We start from the raw sequence: 26,183 nt of genomic DNA on the forward strand, positions 1-26,183 counted from the left end.
AAACGCGCCCTCGTCTTAACGGCAAGAAAACTTGTGCGTCTGGTCGATGTGCTGCTACGCAACGGCCAACTCTACACGCCTCGAAGGAAGGTGACGACTGCGAAGGATTAACTCCTCCTTTGCCAAAGTCCTTCACGGATTCCCAGTTAAAATCTGGTAACTGACTCGATTTTCGACTGGGTTTTGTTTGGTGCTGCCATTTTCCCTGACTCCTGCGCTCTGCAGCCAAGAAAATTTCCAATTCTCACGAATCAGGGACTTGACATCTTACCGCTGGACTTCTTAGGTCCGGCGGCAACCCTCCCGGGTTCCGTCCGGACGTCATTTCTTGTTCGTCAGGCGGCCAAGAATGCCGCTTGTAAGGCCGGGGAACAGCTGCACGAGCTTCGCCCCGGCGGAAGCGGTCCAGGGCAGATCCTTTTCCGCTTTTCGGGTTTCCATCAAGCTTACGATCGCGTCGGCCACCTTGTCGGGCTTCAACATAAACCAGCGAACGTTGCGCACATAGGTCCCGTCGGGATCGGCGCGGTCAAAAAACGGAGTGTCGATCGGCCCCGGATTGATCGCCGAGACGGCGATGCCGGTCCCCGCAAGCTCTTGCCTGAGCGCGTTCGTAAATCCCAGCAGCGCGTGCTTCGACGCCGTATAGGCCGTCGATTTGGCCGTCCCCAGCTTGCCGGCGATCGACGCGACATTGACGATATGCCCGTCTCCGGCAGCCTTCATATAAGGCAGCGCCGCTTTGATGCAGCGGACGGCTCCCATATAGTTAACGTCCATGATGTCCTGAAAATGGGACAGCGGCGCGTCGGCAAACGGAATAAACTCCCCGTACCCCGCATTGTTGAGCAGCACGTCGATCCGCCCGAACCGCTCATGGATGCGGGCGGCCGTTGCGGCCGCCGCGTCCGGGTCGGTCACGTCCATCTCCATCGCGGCATGCTCGCCGCCAATGGTTGCGGCTACGTCCCGAAGCTTGCCGGCGGATCTGGCGGTCAGGACCGGAATCGCGCCCTTTTCCGCCAGCTTGCGCGCGGTGATCGCCCCGATGCCGCTCGATGCGCCGGTAATCCAAACGACACGCCCTTTAAGCGAAGTTCTCATCGATAATCGCCTCCGGATCGTTCTCTTGTCCATCATACACCAAACGGGGCGCATTCCGGCAACCTTTCGCCCGCTGCGGTCATCCCCGCCATAAAAAAAAGGCCCCGAGGGCCTAAGTGGGCACGTATACCGCCGTTTGCCGGATGCCGATCAGGCGATCAGCACCTGAATTTCAAGCTCGCCGATCCCGTCCATAATCAGCGGCACCGACAGGGCCCGTCCGGGCGAGAAGTCCGACAGCGCCTCGGCGTGCAGCACGCGCGGAGGCGTAATATCGACCCGAACGCCCTGATTGTACAGCAGCGTGCTCGCGTTGCCGCTGATCATGTTGCCGAGCTCCGAAATGGCGCTCCTGCCCATCTCGTCGATTTCCGTGATGACAAAACCGCCCATCATGGCCGAAATCATGCGCAGCGCAACCGTTTCGCTCAATCCGAACACGATATTTCCGTTGACTTGCCCGGACATCCCGATATGGATCCAGACGTAGTGGTCAACCAGCCTGATCTCTTTAAGCGAAAGCTGTCCTGTGCTGGGCCGAATTTGCACCATCTGTTCGATGACGTTGCTCGCGGATTCCAAAAACGGATTGATGACCTCTGCCTTCATGTATTGACGCCGCTCCTCGTCCTGCTTGTATCCGGATGATTAATCCCTTGGTCGGAGATAATTTCCTTCATTATACTTTAATCGATTCGTCAAGTATACTATATTTCCAAAAAAATAGTACTTATGAATTATATTGACGATAGGGCCGCGCGTCCCGAACAGGGGGCCCAAAACGGGAACGACGCGGCTGCCGCGCCTTGTCCGGACGGCATTTTCGCGCTCTTGAACGCTTTGCGCCCCGATCCCGAAGCCGCCGGTCCGTTTCCGCGCAACGAACGGGCCGAAGCCGCCGCCGTCCATCCGTCCGGCTTTTGCAAGGCAAACGCAAATCGCCTATAATTAAACGTACTGACAAAAGCTTTTTATGCCTCTTCATTAACGTGATAAATGATTTCAATTTCGGGAGGCGCTGCAATTGAACATCAGCCAGCTCGAGACGTTGCTTACGATTTCGAAGACGCTAAGCTTTCGGAAAGCCGGTGAATTGCTCAATCTGACGCAGCCTGCCGTTTCCGCCCAAATCAAAAGTCTTGAAGACGAATTCAAAGCGGTGTTGGTGGACCGCAATCATCCGGTGACGCTGACGGATCGGGGACAAGTTTTTCTCGAGCATGCGGAGCGGATTTTGGCCATCGTGGAGGAACTGAAGCAGAAGCTCGCCGATCTCGACCACACGCCGCAAGGCCACATCGTGCTCGGCACGACGGCTTCGATCGCCATTCAAATTTTGCCCCGCGTGCTTTCTTACTTCCAGAATCAATACCCGCTGATCAAGACCACGATCATGTCCATGCCCTCTTCGCAGGTGATGGCCAGCGTAGAGAACGGCACGGTGGACATCGGCATCGGCTATTTGTCCGAGCGAAGCGCCCAGGTCGAAACCTCGACGCTTTACTACGACACGTTCGAGCTGGTCGTCGCTCCCGTCCATCCGCTCGCATCCGAGGAAAAAGTGACCGTCGGCATGCTGAAGGACGTGCCCATGATCATGCTTTCGCCGGATACCCAGGGCCGCAGGTTTGTGGACCGCGTTTTCAGCGAATACCATATTCAGCCCAACGTCGTTATGGAGCTGAGCAGCAGCGAAGAAGTAAAGCGGATGGTCGAGCTTAATCTCGGCGCGGCCTTCGTCTCCAAGTTGTCCATTGCCAGCGAGCTAAAACGGGGCACCCTGAAAATGATACCGGTCCCGGAACTCGACGCAACCCATCCGGTCGGCGTCATTACCAAGTCCGGACGCTATCTGAACAGCGCCATGCGGCAGTTTTTGAACGACTTGAAAGGAATGCCCGAGGACCATTTTATCGGCAGCGAATAATAACCCAGAAGGAGGACCTTCATCATGGAAAAATTCGATCTGCACACGCACCATTACCGCTGCGGACACGCCGAAGGCACCATCGAGGACTACATTGAATCGGCGATCGCCGCCGGTCTGACCGCCATCGGGATTTCGGACCATTCCCCCTATTTCGCCCGCGAAGAAGACCATCCTCAACCGGGCACCTGCATGGCCAAAAGCGAATTCGCAAACTATGTCAGCGAAGTGCTCCGGCTCAAGGAACGATACCGGGACAAAATCGAGGTGCTGCTGGGCGTGGAATCCGATTTCTACCCGGATCAGATCGAACTGTACCGCGCCTCCTACGAGCCCTATCCGTTCGACTATATCATCGGCTCGGTCCATCAGACGAGAGGGATCAGCATATTTAACCGGAAACGTTGGAACAACTTGAGCGAGGAGCAGAAAACGGAGGAAAAGCGGCATTATTACGATCTGATTCGCCAGTCGGCAAGGAGCGGACTGTTCCAGGTGCTCGGGCATATCGACGCCATGAAGGGATACTACCCGGTTTTCTCCGATATTGCCGGCGCGGAGAAGGAGATTGACGCGGTGCTGCAGGCCGTTGCCGAAGAGGATATCGCGATCGAAATCAACACGAGCGGCAAAACGAAGGACGTGGGCGGCTGGTACCCGTCCGACGATATATTGGAGAGGGCGCTGCATTTCGGAGTCGACGTGACCTTCGGCTCGGACGCCCATGTGCCGTCGCGGGTCGGCGACGAATGGGAAGAGGTGCGGCGGCGCCTGAAGGAGATCGGCTTCAGCCGCTGGGTGTATTACCGCCGGAAAAGCAAAGTCGTCGTTTCTTTGTAATGCGCCCGAAGGGACTGCCCAGATTAACCGCCGACAGGGCCTTGTGTCCTGACGGCGGTTTTTGCTGGTTGTACGGACAAGCGGTTGGCGGGGCAAAAAACGTTAAAAAAAAGAACCCGTCAGTGCGGACAGGCTCACCAAGAAATGAAAAAGGGGGTCTTGAGTCTCATTATATCCAGTCTATAAGACAGAAAAATGACAGAGAGATTTCAATTGTGTAACAAAATGCCCGTTTCGATTTCGGATCGACCGTTCGGTTCTTGTCGAAAGAAAGGATGTTGACTGTGTGGTGGTTTGCGCTGGCGGCCGGCAGCGCGCTGGTGTTCGGTCTGGCCGGTCTGCTGATGAAGGTCAGCCAGATGCGCGAAGGGGCGCTCTCCCCTATGCTGCTGGGTTTGTACGCTTCGGGCACGTGCGGGTTTTGGCTGCAGGCCGCCTTGTCCGAAAACTGGGCTCCTCTCGATTATCGGATATGGATCGCAGGCGCGATCATCGGCCTGGGATCCGCCTGGGGCAATCTGCTGTTCATGAAAGCGTTGGAGTGCGGTCCCGCCAGCCTCACCTCCCCGCTAACCAACAGCAATATCGTGCTGGTCGTCGCCATGGGGGCGCTGTTTTACAAGGAGCCGGCCCATCCCGCCGCCATTACCGGAGTCGCCGCGCTGCTTGCCGCCGTCGTCCTGTTATCCGTCAAGCCGGGCGGCAGCAGCAAAGAAGCGAACCGCCGGTGGTTTGCGCTTGTGGCCGCGGCTACGCTGCTGTTCGCTTTCCGCAACGGCGGACTGAAGGTGACGGAGGAAATCGGGCTCGACAACGCTTCCGTGCTCTGGTCCGGTTATTTGTTGTCGTTTCTCTGGTTTGGCGTTTTGTCGCTTCGGGACCGGTTGAAGGCAGACGGTTCGCCGGGGCGCGTCTCCTCTCCGGCTTCCGTCCGCACAGGCCTTGCATGGGGACTGGCGGCCGGCGTGTGCTCCTATGGCGGATTGCAGCTCTATTCGGCCGCGCTTCGGGAAGGTCCGTCGCATCTTGTCGCGCCGATTTTCGCCACGAACAGCCTTGTGGTGGCGCTGGGCTCGTTTCTGATCTACGGCGAGAAGCTGGGACCGGCGCAGCGCCTCGCGTTTGTGCTGCTGCTACTGGGCCTTGCGCTCGTGCGCATCTAAATGTTGTGCAAATCCGTATAACTTTATTTTTTATAGTTTATAAATATTATATTGTACCTTCTTTGTTTTTTGTAAAATTTGTGTTATAATACGTCAGGAGAGGGGGGATCCGAATGGACTACTCCAAGATGTGTCCCAAATACGAGGCGGCGGCGGAATTGCTTGGGAAAAAGTGGACGGGGCTCATTATCCGAGTGCTCATGGGAGGCCCGAAACGGTTCAAGGATATTAAAGAACAAATCCCCGACATGAGCGATAAAATGCTTACCGACCGGATGAAAGAACTGGAATCGCTCGGTATTGTCAAACGGACCGTTTATCCCGAAATGCCTGTGCGAATCGAATACGAATTGACCGAGAAAGGCCACGACCTGGAAGATGTGACCAACTCGATCCAGACATGGGCCGAGAAATGGATATAGAACGCAAAGCCCGAAAGCCGCGACCGCAGGCTCCAGGGCTTTGTTCTTTGAGGGACGGATTTCGCGTTTCTTTTTAAAGCGGAATGAAAGGCGCTCTGTCGGATCAAAATTTACAGGAGCGTTGCGTTAACGGTCCGTCCGCTTCCCCGTTCGCTCGTTTCGATGCGGTTCTACATCCGAACGCAACTATTTGCCGAATTGTGTCGTCTGTATTTCCGGAGGGGAAAATCATGCAGCTTAGAAAATGGGGAATACTTGCGATCGCCGCTGCCGTCATCGTTTGGGGAGCCGCCGAAATCGGCAAAGGGAACGTTTGGGGGAGCGCATCGAATGCTCTCGGTTCCGAACCTGCGGAAAGCGCGGCCGGAAACGGCGGACAAGCCGGCGGCGGGCAAGCGGACAGCAAGCAAGTTAACGGCGGACAAGCCGGCGGCGGGCAAGTAGACAGCGAGCAAGCTAACGGCGGACAAGCCGCAAGCGGCGGCAGCGAGGAAGCGCCCGCTTCATCGCCCGTTTCGGCGAGCGTGGCGGCCATGCTGCGCGAAAACGCGCCGAACGCGACGATTGAAACCAATCAAGACGGTCTTGCGGTCGTCACCAACGCGTCCAGCCTGCTCGTTTTGGTCAATAAGCAGCGGAACCTGCCTGCAGACTATTCGCCGGTCGATCTCGTCGTCCCCGACGTGGAATTTTCGTTCTCGGGCGATTCGCCGAAGAAAAAGCTCCGCAAGCCGGCGGCGGAAGCGCTTGAAGCGCTGTTTGCCGCAGCGGAAAAGGACGGCATCGAGCTGAAAGCCGTATCCGGCTATCGCTCGTACGAGACGCAACGGTCGATCTTCAACCGCAATGCCGAGCAAAAAGGGATCGAAACCGCGAACCGGACGAGCGCACGTCCGGGCCAAAGCGAGCACCAGACCGGACTGGCGATGGACGTGTCCAGCAAAAGCGCAGGCTACGCCCTGGAGGAATCGTTCGGCGATACGAAGGAAGGCAAATGGCTGAAAGCGCACGCCGCGGAATACGGATTCATTATCCGGTATTTGAAGGGCAAGGAAGACATCACCGGTTATTCCTACGAGCCTTGGCACATTCGCTACGTCGGCAAGGAAATCGCCCAGGCCGTCATGGAGCAAGGCATTACGCTCGAGGAATTCATGGAGCAATATTCGGGCACGACCGAGGTGTCCGCTTCCAAATAACATAGGCACACGAACAAGCCCGGCGCCGGCGCGCCGGGCTTTGTTGCTGCAAACTCGTGCCCGTCCTTCGTGCGGTCTTCCGACCATGGACCGATAAACCGCATTATCGGATGCGAATTTTATAGGGCTGCCGGATGTAGTTCGGATAATCGTAGATGTTGAACGTCAAAGGCTGCTTGTAGTCTTTCTCGTCGATCGCAAAGGTGATCGTCTGTTTCCCAGGTTCGGCCGTAGCGAACGATGCGACTACTCCGCTATAGTCGACCTTCGAATATTTCTTGCCGGAAGCGTCCGTGAACGAATCGTGCACCAGAAGCCCGTAACCCATATTGTCCCCGGGCTCCGTTATGTTGAGCGTCAACACGATCTTGATGCGGCCTCCGACGCGGGAAACGGTCGCGAGCTTCAGGTTATCGTCCGGCGCCCGGATCAGCTCTCCCCTGTCCGTGTCGATGACGAGAAAGGCCCGGTTCTTATCGAGCGCGCGGAACCAGCTTCCCTCCAAATACAGCTCCTTCGGCTGACGGAAATAGGGGCTCTCGAAATAAATCCGGTCTTGCCCGAAGCCGCCTTTGTATTTCCATTCGGTTCCCTTTTCGTCGACGAGCCGGATGTCCCCGGGTCCCGTGATCTGCTTGCGGTTGGCCTCGTCATATCGAAGCTGTACGAAGACCCGCAGCGGCGATACGGTCGCATTGACGAAGGTGACGTTCTGGCCTTCGGCCGCGATCGTCTCGTTCAACGTATACACCTTGGCCAAACCCGCGAATTTCTCGCGGTCGATCGGGATGTTCACCTTGAACAGCGGACCGGCGGAAGGATCGTCTTCCGACGCCTCGCCTCTGAGCAGCGGACGCTCGTCCCCGTCCTCTCCTATGGGGACCGCCTTCGCCCTCATGAGCAGATTCACTTCATCCGGCATCGAAGCGCCGTCTATGAATTGGACGTCAATGGTGCCGTTCAGCGTCCCCTTGGGCGCCTCCTCCCTGGCCGTCGGGTCGTCGTAGCTGATGACTCCCTCCGGATTTTGGCCGTCGGGACGCCGAACTTCGGGATACGTCACCCTTGCGAGCCGTTTGCCTTCCGCCGCTTTCACCTCGTAAAAAATGACGAGCCGCTGATCGTCGGCGATAACCCCCTGCACCGTCAGCCGGATTCCGTCATGCTCGTCGGAGACGCCCACGGGCTGCACGAAGTCGTTGTCCGCGGCCAGTTCAAGTCCCTGGTCGCCCCAACCTTTAACGAGGTCGACGACCGCCTTCAAGCCCGGAATGTCCCGGACGATCGCGGCGAATACGGGCGACACGCGAATCGTAAACAAGCACGCGACAAGCAGCAAGGCGATGGCCAAGGACGCTCCCGTCCGTCTGCGCAGCCGTTTTTGGCGGTGTTCCAGCTCTCTGCGGCCCCGCTTCATGCCTTCCACAATCGCCTGGTCCGTCCGTTCGGCCAACTCCTCCGGAAATGCCCGGTCATGATTTTGCATAGCTGCCGCCTCCTTCCCGGCCGCATAGCCGCCTCAAATCCTTCAACGCCTTATTCAGCCAGGTTTTGATCGTGCCCTCTGGCTTCCCCAACAGCCTCGCGATTTCGGTCAGCGTCAGATCCTGATCGTACTTGAGGATGATGACGTGCCTGTATTTGGGCGCAAGCCGGTCGATGGCGATGCGAAGCGTTATCCGCTCGTCAAGCGCCAGCTCCGCGGCCAGCGGCTCGGGTAGCCGGGGCAGCGGCAACGTCTTGCGCTTGCGTTTCTGTTCGTCGATGCAGTAATTGATCAGGATTCGGATCAGCCACGTATGGAAAAACCGGGGTTCTTTCAGTTTTTTTAGCTTGACGTAGGCCCGGCATGTCGCTTCCTGGATCGCTTCCAGCGCATCGGCTTCGTCCCGCAGGTATGCGTACGCGATGGCGTACAGCTTCATCCTGACGCTGCTGATCAGCGCGTACAGTGCGTCGTCATCCCCGCGCTGGGCAGCCAAAACCCGCTCGACCGTCCCATATTCCTCCGAAGGCTCTGCGGCTGGCTCGGAGCGGGTCATAGGCGCCGGATGTTCCCCATCCGCCTCAACCGGTGTTTTTTCGGCCACGCTTCATCCCCCTTTCATCTATTAGACCCGGAAATGCCCTTTGCGGTTTTGGCCAATCAAAAAAAATCCCTGTCCGCCGGTTTGCGGCAACAGGGATTCTGGCACCCCTCGCTCCGGCGCCTCTCATGGCCCTATTTTCAGCCAATGGCAAAAAGCCGCCTCCGGCCGGATAGGCCTGCGAGGCGGCTTGAAAGCTGCGGTGTATAGGGGTAGGTCTTCGGATTGCGGCTCAGCCTTCCAGCAGCAGCGTTTCCGGATCTTCGAGCATTTCCTTGACCGTGACCAGGAAGCTGACCGCTTCGGCTCCGTCCACGATCCGGTGATCGTAGGACAGCGCGATGTACATCATCGGACGAATTTCGATCGTCTCGTTGTTGACCGCAACCGGGCGGTACTGAATCTTGTGCATGCCCAGAATGCCAACCTGCGGGGCGTTCAAAATCGGCGTCGACATCAGCGAGCCGAACACGCCGCCGTTGGTGATCGTAAACGTGCCGCCGCTCAGATCGGACAGGCTCAGCGTATTGGAGCGCGCTTTTTTCGCCAGATCGGCGATCGTACGCTCGATTTCCGCGAAGCTGAGGCGGTCCGCGTCGCGAACGACCGGAACGACAAGGCCTTCCTTGGCGGCAACGGCGATGCCGATGTCATAGTAGTGCTTCTCGATAATGTCCTCGCCGTCGATTTCCGCGTTCAGCAGCGGGAACCGTTTGAGCGCGCCGACAACGGCTTTGGTGAAGAAGGACATAAAGCCGAGGTTGACGTCGAATTTCTCCTGGAACTGCTGCTTGCGGCGCTTGCGGATGTCGAGAATGGCCGACATGTCGACTTCGTTGAACGTCGTCAGCATCGCAGCCGTGCGCTGCGCCTCGACAAGACGGTTCGCGATGGTCAGGCGGCGGCGGGACATCCGCTTGCGTTCAAAGGGCTTGGCCGGATTGACGGCGGCGGAAGCCGCGGCAGGCGCAGCGGCGGGCTTGGCCGCCGGCTGTGCGGGCGCTGCAGGAGCGGAGGCTGCGGCGCCGGCTGCCCGAACGTCGTCCGGGTAGATGCGGCCCAGCGGATCGCGAGCCGGGGTACGGCTCAGATCGATGCCTTGCTCGCGCGCCAGCTTGCGTGCGGCGGGCGAAGCGACGGCGGCGCCTGCGGACGCCGTCGGCGCGGCAGGTGCCGGAGCGGCGGCAGCAGCCGGAGCAGCCGGAGCGGCTTGGGCGGCCGCAGCGGGCGCAGCCGGGGCGGCAGGCGCCGGGGCTTCGGCGGCAGCCGGAGCCGGAGCGGCCGCTGCGCCGCCTTCCGCGATGCGTCCCACCACTTCGCCGATTTGCACGGTGTCGCCTTCCTGGCGGAGAATTTCCGCGATCACGCCGGCTTGTTCGGCGCTGATTTCCAGATTGACTTTATCCGTCTCCAGTTCAAGCAGCAAATCCCCTTGCTGAACCGTGTCGCCTACTTTGACGGCCCATCTGGCGATGGTTCCTTCCGTAATCGATTCACCCATGGCTGGCACAATGATTTCTTGCACTGATGTTACCTCCCCAAGTTAAGTGTCAAAGCACGGCTCGGCTTCAACGTTTGCGACACGATATATTGTTGCTCCAAGGCATGTACCTGTTGGAAACCGGTTGCCGGGCTCGAACGCTCCGGCCGGCCGATGTACGAAACGGCGACCTTTCCGGCCGCAAGTTCCCGGATCCGGGGTTCGACGAAGCTCCAAGCTCCCATATTCCGCGGCTCTTCCTGAACCCAAACGATTTCCTTCAGTTTCGGGTAACGGCTCACGATTTCCGCAATTTCGTTCGCAGGGAACGGATACAGCTGCTCGACGCGAACGATATGCAGCCAGTCCGTCTTGCCTTGTTCTTCCTTGTCCAATGCTTCGGCAAGATCGATGGCCACTTTGCCGGAGCAGAGCACAAGGCGTTCGACCTTATCCTTCTTCTCGCCCAGGCCGGGATGCTCCAGCACCGGACGGAACGAGCCTTCGCTGAACTCGGCCGGCGAAGAAGCGACGCGCGGGTTGCGCAGCAAGCTCTTCGGGCTCATCAGCACAAGCGGTTTCGCCGCATCCGTGCCGAGCAAAGACGCCTGGCGGCGCAGCAGGTGGAAATACTGAGCGGCGCTCGTCACGTTGGCCACGGTCCAGTTGTCTTCGCCCGAAAGCTGCAAGAACCGCTCCAGGCGGGCGCTCGAGTGCTCGGGGCCCTGTCCCTCGAAGCCGTGCGGCAGCAGCACGACCAGGCTCGATTTTTCCGACCATTTGGAACGGCCGGCGGAAATGAACTGGTCGAACAGCACCTGAGCGACGTTCGCAAAATCGCCGAATTGGGCTTCCCAGATGACCAGCGTCTCGGGAGAGAAGACATTGTAGCCGTATTCGAAGCCCAGAACGGCCGCTTCGGACAGCGGGCTGTTATGGATCGCAAACGACGCCCGCGCCTGCGGCAGACGGTGCAGCGGGCAGAACACGTCGCCGGTCACCGAGTCGTGAAGCACGAGGTTGCGGTGGGCGAACGTCGCGCGTTCCACATCCTGGCCGGTAATCCGGATCGGCCGGCCGTCGGAAAGAATCGTCGCGAACGCCAGCGTTTCCGCGTGGCTCCAATCGACCTTTTCCCCGTCGTTCAGCGCGTCGGCGCGGCGCTCGAGAATCCGCTTAAGCTTCGGATACACCGTGAAGCCTTCGGGCCAGCGGAGCAGTTCGGCGTTGATCTCGCGCAGTTTCTCCAGCGGGACGGCCGTCGGAAACGCCGGCTGCTCGTTGCCGGAAGAAGGAGGAGACTGATGAACCGCTTCCTGGTCCTCGTTCTGCTTCACTTGCTCGTAGGCTTCTTTCAAGCGGGAAACGACTTCGTTTTTGATTTGCTCGTACGTTTCTTCGCTGATCAGGCCTTGCGAGACAAGCTTGTTCAAATAAATTCGGCTGACCGACGGATGGGCCTTCACTTTCTTGTAAATGAGCGGCTGCGTCGCTTCCGGATCGTCGCCCTCGTTGTGGCCGTATCTCCGGTATCCGATCAGGTCGATCAGAAAATCCTTTTTGAAGAGCTTGCGGTATTCCGCAGCCATGCGGGCCACCGCGATGCACGCTTCCGGATCGTCCGCGTTGACGTGCACGATCGGAATCTCGTAGCCTTTGGCCGCGTCGCTGGCGTAATGGGTCGAGCGGGAATCCGCGCTCTCGGTCGTGAACCCGATCTTGTTGTTGACGATAATATGGATCGTGCCGCCGATGCCGTAACCTCTCAATTGCCCCAGGTTCAACGTTTCCGATACGATCCCTTCGCCCGGGAATGCCGCATCCCCGTGCATCACGATGGACGCCGCCAATTCGACGTTCTGCTCCGGATAGCCGGGCTTCGTCCGGTCCTCCTGCGCGGCGCGCGCAAAGCCTTGCACGACCGGATTGACATATTCCAGGTGGCTCGGGTTGTTGGCCAGCGTGATCCGCGTTTCCACCGTTTCGCCCGTCTTGATCGAGCGGTTCGCGCCGAGGTGGTATTTCACGTCTCCCGTCCAGCCGTAGTTGATGCCGATCGAGCCTTCGGACGGAACCAGATTTTTGTTCGGCGAGTGGTGGAATTCGGAAAAGATCTTCGTATACGGCTTGTTCAGCACGTGAGCCAGGACGTTCAGCCGGCCGCGGTGCGCCATGCCCATCGTAATATTGCGCACGCCGTCGTTCGTAAGCTCGTGCACGATTTCGTCGACAAGCGCGACCAGCACGTCGTTGCCTTCAACCGAGAAACGCTTCTGGCCGACAAACGTGCGATGCAGGAAATCTTCAAATTGTTCGGCTTCGATCAGCCGGGTCAGCAGCTTTTTGCGCTCTTCTGCATTCAGCTGCTGGCGGGGAATGATTTGTTCCGCGTAATGGTTGAGCCATTTTCTTTCGTCCTCGTTATGGACATGGCTGAACTCGTAAGCGATCGTCCCCGTGTAGGTCTCGCGCAGCTTCCGGATGGCTTCCCAGCCGTTCGCAAGGCCCGCGGGCGCGCCTTCCCACACCAGATCGGCCGGCAACTCCGCCAGATCGGCTTCGCTTAAGCCGATCGAGGACGGCTCCAGAATGTTGGTGTCGGCTTTCGGGCCGATGCCCAGCGGATCGATGTCGGCAGCCAGGTGCCCGTACGCCCGGATATTCCAGACCAGCTTGCCCGCGAGCACCGCGTTTCTCAGCTTGCGGGGATCGAGCGCGGCGGACTGCCCGGCGGGAACGGCCGAACCGGCGCGAGGAAGAGGCGGCGCCCCTTTTGTCGCAAACAGTTCGCGATATTCCGGATCTACCGATTCCGGATCGCTCAAATACAACTCATACTGCTCCTGGATGTAGCCCAAGTTGTGTCCGTAGTACTTTTCCCAAAATTCGGATTGGGTACACGCTTCTGTCGCCATGGTCCTACCCCTCGAGTTCATGGATTTGTCGATAAAAAGCCGATTTTTAAAAGTCGCGTAAATGAGTCACCCTAGAAATTATAGTATATCCTTGACGATGTTAAAAATAATCAATTCCTATCAATATCATCTCAATATGAGATGAATCGCTTGGAAGACGCAAAAAAACAACTGCCGCTCAGGACAGTTGTTCCGGCTGCTCGAACGCGTTGCGGTAGCACTTGCGGCACACGGGCTTGTAGTCGTCGTTGCCGCCAATCCGGATCTGTTCGCCTTTGTTGACGGGCCGTCCGTTTTCGAAACGGAGCACCATCGTCGCCTTGCGGTCGCAGTACCAGCAAATCGTTTTGATCTCTTCGATCTTGTCGGCATAAACCAGCAGATAGTAGCTTCCTTCGAACAAACGGTTTTGAAAATCGTTTTTCAGGCCGAACGCCATGACCGGAATATCCAGCTCGTCGACGATTCTCGTCAAGTCCAGCACATGCCGCTTGCTCAAAAATTGGGCCTCGTCCACCAGCACGCAATAAATCCGTTTGCGTCCGTCTTGGAGCTGCAGCGCCTTGACGCTGGAAAATAGATCCGTCTCCGCGTCCACCGGGATCGCCTCCCTCGTCAGCCCGGCGCGGGTGCCGATCCGGTTCTCCCCGTTTCGGGTGTCGATCGCGGGCGCGAACAGAACGACGGGCTTGCCCTGCTCCTCGTAATTGTGCGCCACTTTGATGATCTCGAACGATTTTCCGCTGTTCATCGTTCCGTATTTGTAATACAGCTGCGCCAATAAACTCCCTCCAAGCCGTCCCGAATCGCGCGCTCCGAAATTCAAGCGGCGCTGCCTTCCGAAAACGCCAATGCCGCCGGCATCTCCGGCGGCATTGGCGCTGTCGTCTCTATGGCGATTACAGATCCAGCCAACGCTTGAACATGTGCTTCGTCGTTTCGCGGTTGATCGCCGCAATCGAGGTGGTAAGCGGAATGCCTTTCGGGCAGGAGCGCACGCAGTTTTGCGAGTTGCCGCAGCCCTCGATGCCCCCGTCTTCCATTAGCGCTTCCAGACGCTCGTGAGCGTTCATGGCGCCTGTCGGGTGAGCGTTGAACAGGCGGACCTGCGAAATCGGCGCCGGGCCGATGAAGCTCGAGCGGTCGTTGACGTTCGGGCAGGCTTCCAGGCAGACGCCGCACGTCATGCACTTGGACAGCTCGTAAGCCCACTGGCGCTTGGATTCGGCCATCCGCGGACCCGGTCCGAGATCGTACGTTCCGTCGATCGGAATCCAAGCTTTGACCCGCTTCAGCGCGTTGAACATCCGCTGGCGGTCGACGATCAGGTCGCGCACGACCGGGAACGTCGTCATCGGCTCGAGGCGGATCGGCTGCTCCAGCTTGTCGATCAGCGCGGAGCAAGCCTGGCGGGGCTTGCCGTTGATGATCATGGAACAAGCGCCGCACACTTCTTCCAGACAGTTCGATTCCCAGCATACCGGCGTCGTCTTAGTGCCTTGGGCATTGACCGGATTCCGCTGGATTTCCATCAGGGCGCTGATGACGTTCATGTTCGGTCGGTACGGAATCTCGAATTCTTCTTTGTATGGAGCAGAGTCCGGGCGATCCCGGCGCGTGATGATGAACTTGACGGTGCGTTTGGCAGTAGCCGTTTCAGCCATCGGTTATCCCTCCTTCTTCTTGCTGGTGGAATAGTCGCGAACGCGCGGCTTGATCAGCGAAACGTCGACGTCTTCATACGAAATTTGCGGACCTTCCTTCGTCCATTTCGCCTTGGTCGTCTTCAGGAAGTTCTCGTCGTCCCGGTTCGGGAATTCCGGCTTGTAGTGCGCTCCGCGGCTTTCGTTCCGCAGCAGGGCGCCGAGCGTCATCGCTTCGGCCAGCTCCAGCATGTTCCACAGCTGGCGGGTAAACGCGACGCCGGAGTTGTTCCAACGCGCCGTATCGTTGATGTTGATTTTCTTGTACCGTTCCTTCAATTCCTTGATTTTGTTGATCGTCTCCTCGAGCTTCTTGTTGAAGCGGACGACCGTCATATTGTTCGTCATCCATTCGCCAAGCTCTTTATGGAGAACATAAGCGTTCTCGTTGCCGTCCATCTTCAGAATGGATTCGTATTTTTCGACATGCTTCGCGCGCTCGCGTTCGAATACGCTCTCGGCGATGTCTTCGGCCGATTTTTTCAGCCCTTTGATGTATTCGATCGCCTTCGGTCCCGCCACCATGCCGCCGTAAATCGCCGACAGCAAGGAGTTCGCGCCCAGACGGTTGGCGCCGTGGTATTGATAGTCGCATTCGCCGCAGGCAAACAGCCCCGGAATGTTGGTCATCTGGTTGTAGTCGACCCACAGGCCGCCCATCGAGTAGTGAACCGCCGGGAAAATCTTCATCGGGATTTTGCGCGGATCGTCGCCCATGAACTTCTCGTAAATCTCGATAATGCCGCCGAGCTTGACGTCCAGCTCTTTCGGGTCCTTGTGCGAGAGGTCGAGATAGACCATGTTTTCGCCGTTAATGCCGAGCTTCAGGTCCACGCACACGTGGAAAATTTCCCGCGTCGCGATGTCGCGAGGCACGAGGTTGCCGTATGCGGGATACTTCTCCTCGAGGAAATACCACGGCTTGCCGTCCTTGTATGTCCAGATCCGGCCGCCCTCGCCGCGTGCGGATTCGCTCATCAGGCGCAGCTTGTCGTCGCCCGGAATCGCGGTCGGGTGAATCTGGATGAATTCGCCGTTCGCATAATAAACGCCTTGCTGGTACACGGAGCTGGCCGCCGTGCCGGTGTTGATGACGGAGTTCGTCGTTTTGCCGAAGATGATGCCCGGGCCGCCGGTCGCCAGAATCACCGCATCCGAGCGGAACGTCCTCACTTCCATCGAGCGCAGGTCCTGCGCCACGATGCCGCGGCAGATGCCTTCTTCGTCGATGACCGCGCCGGTGAATTCCCAATGCTCGAACTTCTGCACGAGGCCGGCCACTTCCCAGCGGCGAACCTGCTCGTCCAGCGCGTAAAGCAATTGCTGGCCGGTCGTCGCTCCCGCGAACGCCGTCCGGTGGTACTGCGTGCCGCCGAACCGGCGGAAGTCAAGCAGGCCTTCGGGCGTGCGGTTGAACATGACGCCCATCCGGTCCATCAGGTGGATGATGCCCGGAGCGGCTTCGCACATCGCTTTGACCGGCGGTTGGTTGGCCAGAAAGTCCCCGCCGTACACCGTATCGTCGAAGTGCTCCCACGGGGAGTCGCCTTCGCCCTTCGTATTGACGGCGCCGTTGATGCCGCCTTGCGCGCACACCGAGTGCGACCGTTTGACCGGAACGAGCGAGAACAGATCGACCCTGACTCCCGCTTCCGCCGCCTTGACGGTCGCCATCAGGCCCGCAAGGCCGCCGCCGACGACAATGATTTTTTGATTTGCCATTGCTGTTTCCTCCCCTTAACCAAGCGATATCGAGCCGAGCGCCGCCCCTGCCGCCGCGAACTCGTCGCTGCGGAACGCGAACAGCGACAACAGGAACAATACGGAGACAATCACGAAGATGCCCATGCATATGTTCGAGGAGATGCGCTGCGCGCGCGGGCCGACGGTAATGCCCCAACTAACCAGAAATGCCCACAGACCGTTGGCAAAATGGAACACGGCCGCCAGAACGGCAATGAAATAAATCACAAAATAAGCGGGCTGGCTGACGATGCTGTGCATGTGGCTGCCGAGCTCGTCGTACGACGTATTGCCGAGCGCCACTTGAACCCGGGTCGTCCAGACGTGCCAGATGACGAAGATAAACGTGACGACCCCGGTAATGCGCTGGAGCGCGAACGCCCAGTTGCGCCCGTACTGGTAGCGGGTGACGTTCAGGTCCGACGTGAACGCCAGATACAATCCGTAAATGCCGTGGAACGCAATCGGGAGCCAAATCAAGATCAGCTCGAGGAAAAAGATGAGCGGAAGGCCGTGCAGAAAATCGACCGATTCTGCAAATCCTTCCTTTCCGCCTTCAAATGCGGAATAGTTCGTCAGGGCGTGCTCGATCAAGAACAGCCCGAGCGGAATGACTCCGAGCAGCGAATGAAGCTTGCGGGAGTAATACGAATTTCCACTCATGTCGTTGTGCCTGCTCCTTTCGAATCCGTTCGTTTTTGACGATATCGTCACGAATTTGTCACTCTTCTAAGGTTACTCCATTTTCGCTTATAATGGAACTGCTTATTTTTTATTAAAAGTTATTACAATTACGCATAAGCGGAAGGAAGACGCTGGATGCTTGAGGACATGAAGCTGTTCGCTACCGTTGTGGAGCACTCGAGCCTGAACCGGGCTGCGGAGCGGCTCAACCTGACCCAACCCGCCTTGTCCCGCCGGATCGCCAGGCTGGAACGGGAGCTCGGAGTCGATCTGTTCCGGCGCATCGGCAAAAGACTGGAGCTGACGCCGGCCGGAAAGCTGACATACGAGTTCGCGCTCGAGCTGCGCCGGTTCCACGGAGAATATTTGCAGCGTCTTAGCGCTTACAAGACGGAGGAAGCCCAGGTGACGACCATCGGGGCGAGCCTGACGACGCTGCAGACGACGCTTCCCGGGCTCATCAAGGCGATGACGGAGAAGCACCCGAACCTGGAAATCAAGGCGGTCACGGGAAAATCGCACGAGATCGCCACTTTGGTGAAGGAGCGCAAGGTCGACTTCGGCATCGTCGCCTCCGCCGTCGACGACGACGCGGCCATCACGAGCGTTCCCCTGTTCGACGACACCTTGATGCTGGTGCTGCCGCGGACGCATTTCATTTTGGAGAAGACGCAGCTTGAAATGAAGGATTTGAACGGCCTGCCGATGATTCTGTTCGCCCCCGGGACCTGGTACCGCACCTTGACGGACGAGCTGTTCCGCCGCCACGGGCTCAAGCCGGACGTGCGCATGGAAATCGATTCGTTCGAAGCGATCGTCCGTCTGCTTTCCGCCTGCCGGGCCGGAACGCTGCTGCCGATGTCCTACCTGCGTCCCCAGCTGCTGGAAGACAACGATCTGTACGTCGTCCGCCTGAAGGAGCTGGAGATGACCAAGCGGACGACCTCGCTGATCTACGGCGATCCGAACCTGCTTGTGCCGTCGGTCCGCTATCTCATCGAGGAAACGATCGCTTATTTCTCCCGCGGCGCCCGCCGGACGACGGAGCTTTCGCCGCCGTGATTTCCATGATTGGCGATACTTACCGGTTCCATTCCCGTCAACGAGTATGGTATCCTCACTAACAAGCTGGATACGATCCTTAACTTCAGGGAATCCGCGCTTCATCTGCCAAAACCTTCATAGGTGCGGGGGAACGAATCACCGCGCGGCGCAGGACGCCCGTCCCGCCCGCGCTCGGGGTGAATGGCGCCCGAAAGGCGCCTAGGGCCTGCTCCAGGTCCGAATCCGACAACTAACCTCGCCGGCAATTCAAGGAGGAACCGCAAAGAACATGAACATCCGCAAATCACTGGGACTCCGCGCGGCCGTTCTGGCGCTGGGCGGAGCGATGCTGCTGCCCGCCGTTTCCGCTTCCGCGGCCACGACCTACACGGCGACGGACAACGACACGTTCTGGAAGCTGTCCAAAAAATTCAACGTGCCGCTACAACAACTGATGGCCGCCAATCCCAAAATCGATCCGCTCAACATTTACGCCGGTTTGAAGCTAACCATCCCGACGGTTGCCAAGCCGGCCGCGCAGACCGGCGCATCGGCCGCCGGCAAAGTGACCGCCAGTTCCGTCAAGACAACCGGGGGCAAGATACTCTCCTATTCCAAGGCCCTGACGGTCAAGGCGACCGCCTATTCCGCATCCATCGAAGAAAATCCCTGGGGAGCCGTCGATTACTTCGGCAACCCGCTCAAGCTGGGCACGATCGCCGTCGATCCCAACGTCATTCCGCTGGGGACGAAGGTGTACATCACCGGTTACGATTTCGACGGCTTGCCCGCGGGAGGCATGATCGCCACCGCGACCGACGCCGGCAGCGCCATCAAGGGCAGCCGGATCGACATCTTCATTCCCGGCTCCCGCGAGAAGGTAAGCCAATTCGGGTTTCAATACGTCAAACTGTACATTCTTAAGTAACGGATTCCGGAAGGCCGATCGGCGCCTTCCGGATTTTTTTAGGCCTTGCGCTCGGACTTGCCGAGCATCTGCGGCAGCGCAACCATTTCGTATCCTTTGCTCCGGAGCCAGTCGATCAGGACCGGCAGCGCCTCTATCGTACCGCAAAGGTTCTGCCCGACGCCTCCGCCCGCGTGCAGCAAAATGATCGAACCCGGCCGCACCGCTGTCGTCACGTTCCGAAACACAGCCTGCGCCCCAAGCTGGCGCCAATCCAGAGAATCGACGTTCCAATTGACAACGGCGTAGCCTTCCGATTTCGCCCATTTCAGCTGCGGCTCCCGGATTTCTCCGTACGGCGGCCGGATAAGGCGGGGAGCAAAGCCGACCTGCCGCCGGATGACCGCCTCCGTCCGCCGGATTTGGCGCCTCACCTCCGCCGTCGACATCCGGGCAAAATTCGGATGATCGAACGAGTGGTTGCCGATCGCATGGCCTTCCCGGCGGATTCGCCTCACCAAATCCGGATGCTTCAAGGCTTTCTCGCCGACAACGAAAAAAGTCGCCCGAACCTGCTTGCGCTTCAGAATATCGAGCACTTGCGGGGTAAATCTCGGGTCCGGCACGTCGTCGAACGTCAGCGCGACCTGCCGCGGCCTCCCGGGCGCCGACAGAAAAAACGCGCCTCGGTACCTGCGCTGCATGTCGGTCCAGCTTGTTCCCGGTTGGTCCGCATTCCGGATCGCCGTCCGGGCTTCGGACGAGCTGTCCCTGAATGACGCATCTTGGGAACCATGGCTGGATGCCGTTCGGACGCCTGCAGACAACAAAAGAACGGCGCACAAGACCGCGGCTGCGCACCGTCCCCATAATCGTTTGAACATCTTTTCCATCCACTCCCCAAAAGAGCCTGCGCTTCCCATAGGGTTAACGGATGGCCGTTTTCTCATACATGCGTTCCGGCGGCCGGACAATCCGGACTTATCCTGAAATCGCGGCCTGGAACTCTTCGATCTGCTCGTTTGTGCCGATGACGACCAGGACGTCTTTTTTCTCCAGCCGATCGTCGGCCGTAGGCGCAATAACGATGCCCTGCGGCTTGTTGATCGCCACGACGCTGCAGCCGTATTTGCCGCGGGGATTGACCTGGGCCAGCGATTTGCCCGTAAGGCATTCCGGAACGGTCAATTCCGCGATCGTGTACGTTGGGGAAAGCTCGATGTAATCGAGCAGATTGGGCGACACGAGCTGGTGCGCCACGCGAATGCCCATATCCCGCTCCGGATAGATAATCCGGTCGACGCCGAGCCGCTCCAGCACGCGCCCGTGGAGATCGGAGACCGCCTTGGCGACGACTTGTTTGACGCCGAACTCCTTCAGCAAAATCGTCGCCAGAATGCTCGCCTGGATATCGTCGCCGATCGCGACGACGCCGCAGTCGAAATTGCGGACGCCGATCGACCGAAGCGACTCTTCTTCCGTGGCGTCGGCCACGACCGTGTGCGTGAGGATATGGCTCATTTCCTGCACCTTTTCCTCGTCCCGGTCCACGCCCAGCACCTCAACGCCAAGCTCGACCAATTCCCGGCCCAGGCTCGATCCGAAACGTCCCAATCCGATAATGACAAATTGATTCGACTTCATGTCCGGCTTCTCTCTTCCTCTATCCGATAATAATTTTTCCTTCCGCATGCCGGTACAGCACGCGTTCTTTTTTCGGCCCCAGCGCGTAGCCCAACGTGAGCGGGCCGAGCCTGCCGATGAACATCATCAGGATCATGATGATCTTGCCCGCAACCGAAAGCTGCAGCGTAAGCCCCATCGACAATCCGACGGTGCCGAAGGCCGACGCCGCCTCGAACAAAATCATCAGAAAATGATGATCCTCCGTCGTCGCCAGAATCATCGTCGCGGCAAGGACCAGCGCCAGCGAAAGAAGCGTGACGGTCAGCGCCTTGTAAACCCGCTCCTGCGCCAGCCTGTATTTGAACAACGTCACATCCTGCCTGCCCCGGATCATCGCCCGCACCGCGCCGAGCAGCGCCGCGAAGGTCGTCGTCTTGATGCCCCCGCCGGTCGAGCCCGGCGAAGCTCCGATGAACATATACAAAACGATAAAAAACTGCGTCGACTGCCTCAGCGAAGCGATATCCAGCGTGTTGACGCCGGCCGTCCGCGGGGAGACGGACTGCATGAAGGCGGACAGAATCTTCTCGCCGAGGGAAAGCGGTCCCATCGTATTCGGATTCGTGAATTCGAAGACCAGGATCACGAGCGCGCCGAAAACGATCAGAAACCCGGTCATGCTCAGCACGACTTTGGAATGGAGCGACAGCCGCCTGTTTTTCCGAAAGTCCGCCAAGTCCGACAGCACGATAAACCCGATTCCGCCCGTTACAATCAGCAGCATCGTCACGATGTTGACCAGCGGGTCCCCGACGTATTCGGTCAGGCTGCGGAAGTCGCCCATGACGTCAAAGCCGGCGTTGTTAAAGAAGGAAACCGCATGAAAAACGCCGAAAAAGACGGCGCGTCCCGGACTCATGTCGAAAAGAAAGCGAACCGTGAACAAAAGCGCGCCAATCGCTTCGATAACCAAGGCAAACAGAACGACTCTGCGGACGAGCCGCACGATTCCTTCGATGCTCGATTGGTTCAGCGCCTCCTGCAAAATCAGGCGCTCTTTCAGCGATATTCGTCTTTTCAGCACGAATGCAAACAGCGTCGCCATCGTCATAAACCCTAACCCGCCGATCTGAATGAGGATCAGAATGACGATTTGGCCGAACAGGGAAAAATGGGTTCCCGTATCCACGACGACAAGACCGGTCACGCAGACGGCCGAGGTCGCCGTAAACAAGGCGTCGAGCCACGGCATCGGCTCGCCGCTTGCAGACGCCGCGGGCAACCTTAGCAGCTGCGACCCGACCAGAATAATGAACGCAAACCCCAGCACCAGAAGCCGGGGAGGCGATGCTGTCAGCCATTTGGCGGCTGCCTTCATAACGCACCTCGTTTATCCGATGATGATTTTCCCTTCCGCATACCGGTACAGCATGCGGTCTTCCCTGACGCTCAGCGCGAAGGACAGCGTGTACGGTCCGATCCGGCCGATGAACATAAGCAGCATGATGAGGATTTTGCCCGCCGGCGAAAGCTCCGTCGTCAATCCCATCGACAGCCCCACGGTCGCAAAAGCGGATGTCGCCTCGAACAGGACGCTCATAAACGGGGCGTTCTCCGTCACCGACAGGATCATGGTGGCCGTAACGACGGTCGCCAGGGAGAAAAAGGTGATCATGATCGCCTTGTACACTTGCCCCTGCTCGAGCCGGTAGCGGAACAGCACGACGTCCGGCTTTCCGCGCATTACGGCGTAAACCGCCGCGAGCAGCACGGCGAACGACGTGGTCTTGATGCCGCCGCCGGTCGAGCCGGGCGAGGCGCCGATAAACATCAGCCAGACGATAAAAAACTGCGTCGCCTGCCGAAGATCGTACATGTTGAGCGTGCTGACCCCGGCCGAGCGGGGCGTGGCGGAATGCAGAAACGCGGCGAGCAGCTGATCCCCGAAGTTCAGCCGGCCGAACGTTTTCCCGTTCGTATATTCGAAGATAAAGATGACGGCCGCGCCGCCGACAAACAAAAGCGCGCTCATGGTCAACACGACTTTGGAGTGAAGGGTCAGCCTTCTTCGCCGGGGCAGCTCGACGAGATCCGCCAGGACAACAAAGCCGAGGCCGCCGCATAAAATCAAAAGGATGGACACGATATTCATGAACGGATCGGAGGCGTAATCGGACATGCTGCGGAAGTCGCCGAACAGGTCGAAGCCCGCGTTGTTAAAGATCGATACGCCGTGGAAAATGCCGAAATACAGCGCCCGGCTGAAGCTCATCTCCGTCATGAAGCGCAGCGTGTACATAAGCGACCCGGCCGCTTCGATCGTCAGCGCATAGAAAATGACTTTGCGGACCAGGCGGACGATGCCTTCCAGGCTTTGCTGGTTGAGGGACTCCTGCAGCACGAGCCTTTCCCGCAGCGACACTCTCCTTCTGAGGAAAAGCGCAAACAGCGTGCCCATCGTCATGAAGCCCAGGCCTCCGACCTGGATGAGCGTCAGAATGACCCAATGGCCGAAGATTGAAAAATGGGTGCCGGTATCCACCACGACCAGACCGGTCACGCACATCGCCGACACGGACGTAAACCAGGCGTCCAGCCAGCTCAGCGATTGCCCTTCCGCAACGGAAAAAGGAAGCTTGAGCAGCGCGGCTCCGGCGGCGATAATGGCCACGAATCCGCACACCAGGAAGCGGGACGGCGACGCATAGAACCAGCGCAAGGCTTTTTGGGGCAAGTCAGTCACCTCAATTGAAATCAACGTCCTGAAGGACAAGACGTTTCGCAAAATGGATCGTCGGGAAAACTTGCTTTTTCCGAAATTGCAAAAAAAAAAGACACCGGCACTCCGGTGTCTTTACACACACTGAGTCCTGTTCGAAGCAGCCTACGAGGTTAGCTGACGGATTCGGGCCTGAACAGGCAGCCCTATCCGGCGCACGGCGCGCCCCGGAATTCACCCCTGAGCCGCTTGCCCGATCGGAAGGGCGGCGGCAAGTTGGTTCCCCCGTTTTCTTGCGGAAATTCGGCTGAAGTGTATGATGAAGAATAGATAAAAACATTACACTGAATTATAGTCCTTCCTGAATCCGCGGACAACCGCCAAATACGTCTATTTCGTGCATTCTTGGGCGCCAAAATCTCCGGAATGCGGATGTAAGGAGGACAGATGCGTTAATCTGCGCTTTTCTCTTTCTTTTGCGTCCATTTAGCTTGAAATCGGGTGAAAAACGGGGAAACGGGAATAAAGCGTACGGTGTATGCGTTTACTTGATGATTTTTCCGAAGGGCGGAGGGATCGCGTTTGATGTCAAAGCAATGGCTGGCATGGTCGGCAATCGGACTATTGCTGTTCGTCTGCATTCAGGTATTCCCGGGATCGGGTTCCCTCTTTGCCTCCGGCGGCTCCGGCATGCTCAGCCGGGAAGAAGCGAAAGCGGCGGCGCTTGCCGCGGCGAAGCAGCGTTTCGGCGTTGCGCCGGCGAATCCGGACGATGTGGAGGTCACCCACCTGTCCGACAGCGCCGGCGTAGGCTATTTGTCCAAGCAGCGGCTGCTGGACGATTACGACAAGATTTGGGGCGCCCGCTTCCCGACCGACGTCTACCGCGTCGACATCCCGCTTGGCGCGAACCGGGACCGGCTCGAGCTGTCGCTGCATATGAAAAGCGGCGCGCTGGTGGCCTGGCGGTTCGAGCCGGACGCCGCCGGGACGGGCGGGACGGGAGCGGATGGGACGGGAACGGGAGCGTCGGGGGCGAACGCGGCGGATGCGGCGGATGCGCGTTCGGCGGCGGACCTTCGAGACGGCCGGACGGCGTCGGACCGCGAAATCCGGCTCGCCCGCGACGCGCTGCAACGATGGGGATACGATCCGCAGGAATGGGAACCGACCGGCAAGCTCGCCGCCGATGGCGCGGTCGTATTCCAAGCCCGCAAAGCCGGGCTCGGCGAAGCGAAGCTGCAGCTTTACGTCAAGGCGGAGACGCCGGCCGCTCCCTCCGCCCTTGGCGGCTCCGCACCGGATGCTGCATCGGAGGACTCTCCATCCCGTGCGCGGCCGGGCGGCGAGCTTCGGTACAGGCTGCTTGCGCCCGCCTCCTTTGCGGAATATTGGGAGGAGCAGAACAAAGCCGCGTCGCGGCTCTCGATCTACGGCTCCCTTCTGCCGCAGCTCGCCCTGTTCGTCCTGGCCGTCGTCTACGCGAAGGTTTGCGGCGGATGGACGTCGTACCGCCGCGGCGTTTTTCTGGCGTCGTTGTTTTTCGTTCTGTACGTCGGCTTTACGCTGAATATGGCCCCCGCCTTTCGCGCTCAAGCGATCGAGCAAGGCCTGTTTCCGCCCGATGCGGCCGTCGGCGGCTACATCGTTGTTAATATCGTCATGCTCGCGGCGATGGCGCTGTTGACGTACGTGTCCGCGGTAGCCGGGGACGGCCTATGGAAAGCGATGGGCCGCAACCTGTGGCCGCGCTGGCGCCAGCCCGGATACGGGCGGAAAGTGCTGGCCAGCATGGGGCAAGGCTACGTGCTGGCGTTCATCCTGCTCGGCGCGCAATCGGTGATCCTGCTCGCGCTGACGCAGCTGCTCGGGTCGTTCACGTCGTCCGACGTCACCCAATCGACGTACAACATGACGTACCCTTGGCTGCTGCCGCTGCTCGCCTGGTGCGCCGGCATTTCCGAAGAGCTGCAGACGCGCCTGTTCGGCATCGGGCTGTTCCGCCGCTGGCTAACCGGCGGCGCGCGCCGGCTGCTGCGCCGGGAACCGTCCCGCAGGGCCGCCGCCGTTCTGACCGTTGCCGCCATGCTTCCGCCTTCGCTGCTGTGGGCGTTCGGGCATGCCGGGTATGCGGTTTATCCCTTCTATACCCGTTTGATCGAGCTGACCTTGCTCGGCCTGCTGTTCGGCTGGTTCATGCTGCGCTTCGGCCTGATGACCGTCATCTTCGCGCATGTCACGCTGGACGCGACGCTGATGGGCGTCCAGTTGATGCTGGACGGCCTGCCCTACGGCATGCTGAGCGGCCTGTTCAGCCTGCTCATGCCGGCGCTGGCCGGCTGGGCGATCTGGCGGCTGCACCGGCGGCTGTCGTCCCGTCCCGCTTAGGGACGGGAAAGTTTCGGCCCACCACCGAAATCAGAAGTTGAGAAGCCGGCACGGGCAATCGCGTGCGTACCGGCATATGGATCGTTGTAAGGATCATGTACGGATCGATGTATGGACTGATGTGCGGACTGGTTGTTCGGACCAATGTACGGACTTGTGTACCGGTGTGCGGACCGTCGTTCTGCTATATCCGGCCAATCTTGTCCAATGAGCGAGTGTGCGGACAGAGGTT

General features: G+C 59.0%; 22 protein-coding genes and 2 riboswitches. Of the genes, 8 read left to right on the forward strand and 14 right to left on the reverse strand.

All coding sequences use genetic code 11. The features are described 5' to 3' along the window. Nucleotides 1-321: 321 nt before the first annotated feature. Together F560_RS0109535 and F560_RS0109540 are read right to left on the reverse strand one after the other, a co-directional pair. Nucleotides 322-1,104 (reverse strand): SDR family NAD(P)-dependent oxidoreductase, encoded by a 783-nt coding sequence (locus F560_RS0109535; RefSeq protein ID WP_019005504.1) that lies wholly within the window; start codon nucleotides 1,102-1,104, stop codon nucleotides 322-324. Between the two features lie 150 nt (nucleotides 1,105-1,254). Beyond that, nucleotides 1,255-1,713, reverse strand: a complete 459-nt coding sequence (locus tag F560_RS0109540) for a chemotaxis protein CheX (protein ID WP_019005505.1) — start codon at nucleotides 1,711-1,713, stop codon at nucleotides 1,255-1,257. A gap of 415 nt (nucleotides 1,714-2,128) precedes the next feature. Between F560_RS0109540 and F560_RS0109550 the strand changes: the two genes are divergently transcribed. From F560_RS0109550 to F560_RS22930, 5 genes are all read left to right on the forward strand, one after another. Continuing rightward, nucleotides 2,129-3,031 (forward strand): LysR family transcriptional regulator, encoded by a 903-nt coding sequence (locus F560_RS0109550; RefSeq protein WP_019005507.1) that lies wholly within the window; start codon nucleotides 2,129-2,131, stop codon nucleotides 3,029-3,031. 24 nt (nucleotides 3,032-3,055) lie between these two features. After that, nucleotides 3,056-3,871, forward strand: a complete 816-nt coding sequence (locus F560_RS0109555; RefSeq protein WP_019005508.1) for a histidinol-phosphatase — start codon at nucleotides 3,056-3,058, stop codon at nucleotides 3,869-3,871. A 275-nt stretch (nucleotides 3,872-4,146) separates the two neighbouring features. Beyond that, on the forward strand, nucleotides 4,147-5,034 hold the full coding sequence (locus tag F560_RS0109560) for a DMT family transporter (RefSeq protein WP_033395974.1): 888 nt from the start codon (nucleotides 4,147-4,149) through the stop codon (nucleotides 5,032-5,034). A 113-nt stretch (nucleotides 5,035-5,147) separates the two neighbouring features. Continuing rightward, nucleotides 5,148-5,456 (forward strand): winged helix-turn-helix transcriptional regulator, encoded by a 309-nt coding sequence (locus F560_RS0109565; RefSeq protein ID WP_019005510.1) that lies wholly within the window; start codon nucleotides 5,148-5,150, stop codon nucleotides 5,454-5,456. A 230-nt stretch (nucleotides 5,457-5,686) separates the two neighbouring features. After that, nucleotides 5,687-6,655 (forward strand): M15 family metallopeptidase, encoded by a 969-nt coding sequence (locus tag F560_RS22930; protein WP_019005511.1) that lies wholly within the window; start codon nucleotides 5,687-5,689, stop codon nucleotides 6,653-6,655. A 103-nt stretch (nucleotides 6,656-6,758) separates the two neighbouring features. Here the strand turns inward: F560_RS22930 and F560_RS0109575 are convergent, their stop codons facing one another. The 8 genes from F560_RS0109575 to F560_RS0109610 form a co-directional block, all read right to left on the reverse strand. Then, complete coding sequence (locus tag F560_RS0109575) at nucleotides 6,759-8,141, reverse strand: DUF4179 domain-containing protein (RefSeq protein WP_019005512.1); 1,383 nt, start codon at nucleotides 8,139-8,141, stop codon at nucleotides 6,759-6,761. After that, nucleotides 8,128-8,745: a sigma-70 family RNA polymerase sigma factor gene (locus F560_RS0109580; protein WP_019005513.1), complete on the reverse strand. Its 618-nt coding sequence runs from the start codon at nucleotides 8,743-8,745 to the stop codon at nucleotides 8,128-8,130. Before F560_RS0109580 ends, F560_RS0109575 begins: the two co-directional genes overlap by 14 nt. A gap of 229 nt (nucleotides 8,746-8,974) precedes the next feature. Further along, nucleotides 8,975-10,267 carry a 2-oxoglutarate dehydrogenase complex dihydrolipoyllysine-residue succinyltransferase gene (odhB, locus tag F560_RS0109585; RefSeq protein ID WP_019005514.1) on the reverse strand — a complete coding sequence of 431 codons (1,293 nt, stop codon included), beginning with the start codon at nucleotides 10,265-10,267 and terminating at the stop codon, nucleotides 8,975-8,977. 5 nt (nucleotides 10,268-10,272) lie between these two features. After that, nucleotides 10,273-13,137 carry a 2-oxoglutarate dehydrogenase E1 component gene (locus tag F560_RS0109590; RefSeq protein WP_019005515.1) on the reverse strand — a complete coding sequence of 955 codons (2,865 nt, stop codon included), beginning with the start codon at nucleotides 13,135-13,137 and terminating at the stop codon, nucleotides 10,273-10,275. Between the two features lie 178 nt (nucleotides 13,138-13,315). Then, the gene (locus F560_RS0109595) at nucleotides 13,316-13,918 is read right to left on the reverse strand and encodes a thymidine kinase (protein ID WP_019005516.1); all 603 of its coding nucleotides are present in this window, start codon (nucleotides 13,916-13,918) and stop codon (nucleotides 13,316-13,318) included. A 118-nt stretch (nucleotides 13,919-14,036) separates the two neighbouring features. Further along, nucleotides 14,037-14,801 (reverse strand): succinate dehydrogenase iron-sulfur subunit, encoded by a 765-nt coding sequence (sdhB, locus tag F560_RS0109600; RefSeq protein WP_019005517.1) that lies wholly within the window; start codon nucleotides 14,799-14,801, stop codon nucleotides 14,037-14,039. Between the two features lie 3 nt (nucleotides 14,802-14,804). Beyond that, the gene (sdhA, locus tag F560_RS0109605) at nucleotides 14,805-16,562 is read right to left on the reverse strand and encodes a succinate dehydrogenase flavoprotein subunit (protein WP_019005518.1); all 1,758 of its coding nucleotides are present in this window, start codon (nucleotides 16,560-16,562) and stop codon (nucleotides 14,805-14,807) included. Between the two features lie 15 nt (nucleotides 16,563-16,577). Beyond that, complete coding sequence (locus F560_RS0109610) at nucleotides 16,578-17,246, reverse strand: succinate dehydrogenase cytochrome b558 subunit (protein ID WP_019005519.1); 669 nt, start codon at nucleotides 17,244-17,246, stop codon at nucleotides 16,578-16,580. Nucleotides 17,247-17,402: 156 nt separating this feature from the next. Between F560_RS0109610 and F560_RS0109615 the strand changes: the two genes are divergently transcribed. Together F560_RS0109615 and F560_RS0109620 are read left to right on the forward strand one after the other, a co-directional pair. Further along, nucleotides 17,403-18,329, forward strand: a complete 927-nt coding sequence (locus tag F560_RS0109615; protein WP_019005520.1) for a LysR family transcriptional regulator — start codon at nucleotides 17,403-17,405, stop codon at nucleotides 18,327-18,329. Nucleotides 18,330-18,425: 96 nt separating this feature from the next. Next, nucleotides 18,426-18,591, forward strand: a riboswitch (cyclic di-AMP (ydaO/yuaA leader). 9 nt (nucleotides 18,592-18,600) lie between these two features. Then, nucleotides 18,601-19,239 (forward strand): 3D domain-containing protein, encoded by a 639-nt coding sequence (locus tag F560_RS0109620; protein ID WP_019005521.1) that lies wholly within the window; start codon nucleotides 18,601-18,603, stop codon nucleotides 19,237-19,239. Between the two features lie 38 nt (nucleotides 19,240-19,277). On the opposite strand, the gene F560_RS0109625 is transcribed toward F560_RS0109620, so the two are convergent. From F560_RS0109625 to F560_RS0109640, 4 genes are all read right to left on the reverse strand, one after another. Then, entirely contained in the window at nucleotides 19,278-20,102 is an 825-nt protein-coding gene (locus F560_RS0109625) for a polysaccharide deacetylase family protein (protein WP_033395976.1), read from the reverse strand. Nucleotides 20,103-20,199: 97 nt separating this feature from the next. Then, complete coding sequence (locus tag F560_RS0109630; protein WP_019005523.1) at nucleotides 20,200-20,862, reverse strand: potassium channel family protein; 663 nt, start codon at nucleotides 20,860-20,862, stop codon at nucleotides 20,200-20,202. A gap of 19 nt (nucleotides 20,863-20,881) precedes the next feature. Next, complete coding sequence (locus F560_RS0109635) at nucleotides 20,882-22,222, reverse strand: TrkH family potassium uptake protein (protein WP_019005524.1); 1,341 nt, start codon at nucleotides 22,220-22,222, stop codon at nucleotides 20,882-20,884. Nucleotides 22,223-22,234: 12 nt separating this feature from the next. Beyond that, nucleotides 22,235-23,578 (reverse strand): TrkH family potassium uptake protein, encoded by a 1,344-nt coding sequence (locus F560_RS0109640; protein WP_019005525.1) that lies wholly within the window; start codon nucleotides 23,576-23,578, stop codon nucleotides 22,235-22,237. Between the two features lie 132 nt (nucleotides 23,579-23,710). Beyond that, nucleotides 23,711-23,882, reverse strand: a riboswitch (cyclic di-AMP (ydaO/yuaA leader). Between the two features lie 266 nt (nucleotides 23,883-24,148). Here F560_RS0109640 and F560_RS0109645 point away from each other — a divergent pair. Continuing rightward, nucleotides 24,149-25,951, forward strand: coding sequence for a CPBP family glutamic-type intramembrane protease (locus tag F560_RS0109645; protein WP_019005526.1), 1,803 nt, complete (start codon nucleotides 24,149-24,151; stop codon nucleotides 25,949-25,951). The last annotated feature ends 232 nt before the right edge of the window (nucleotides 25,952-26,183 follow it).

Source organism: Cohnella laeviribosi DSM 21336, from assembly GCF_000378425.1.
In the GTDB taxonomy this organism is placed as follows: domain Bacteria; phylum Bacillota; class Bacilli; order Paenibacillales; family Paenibacillaceae; genus Cohnella; species Cohnella laeviribosi.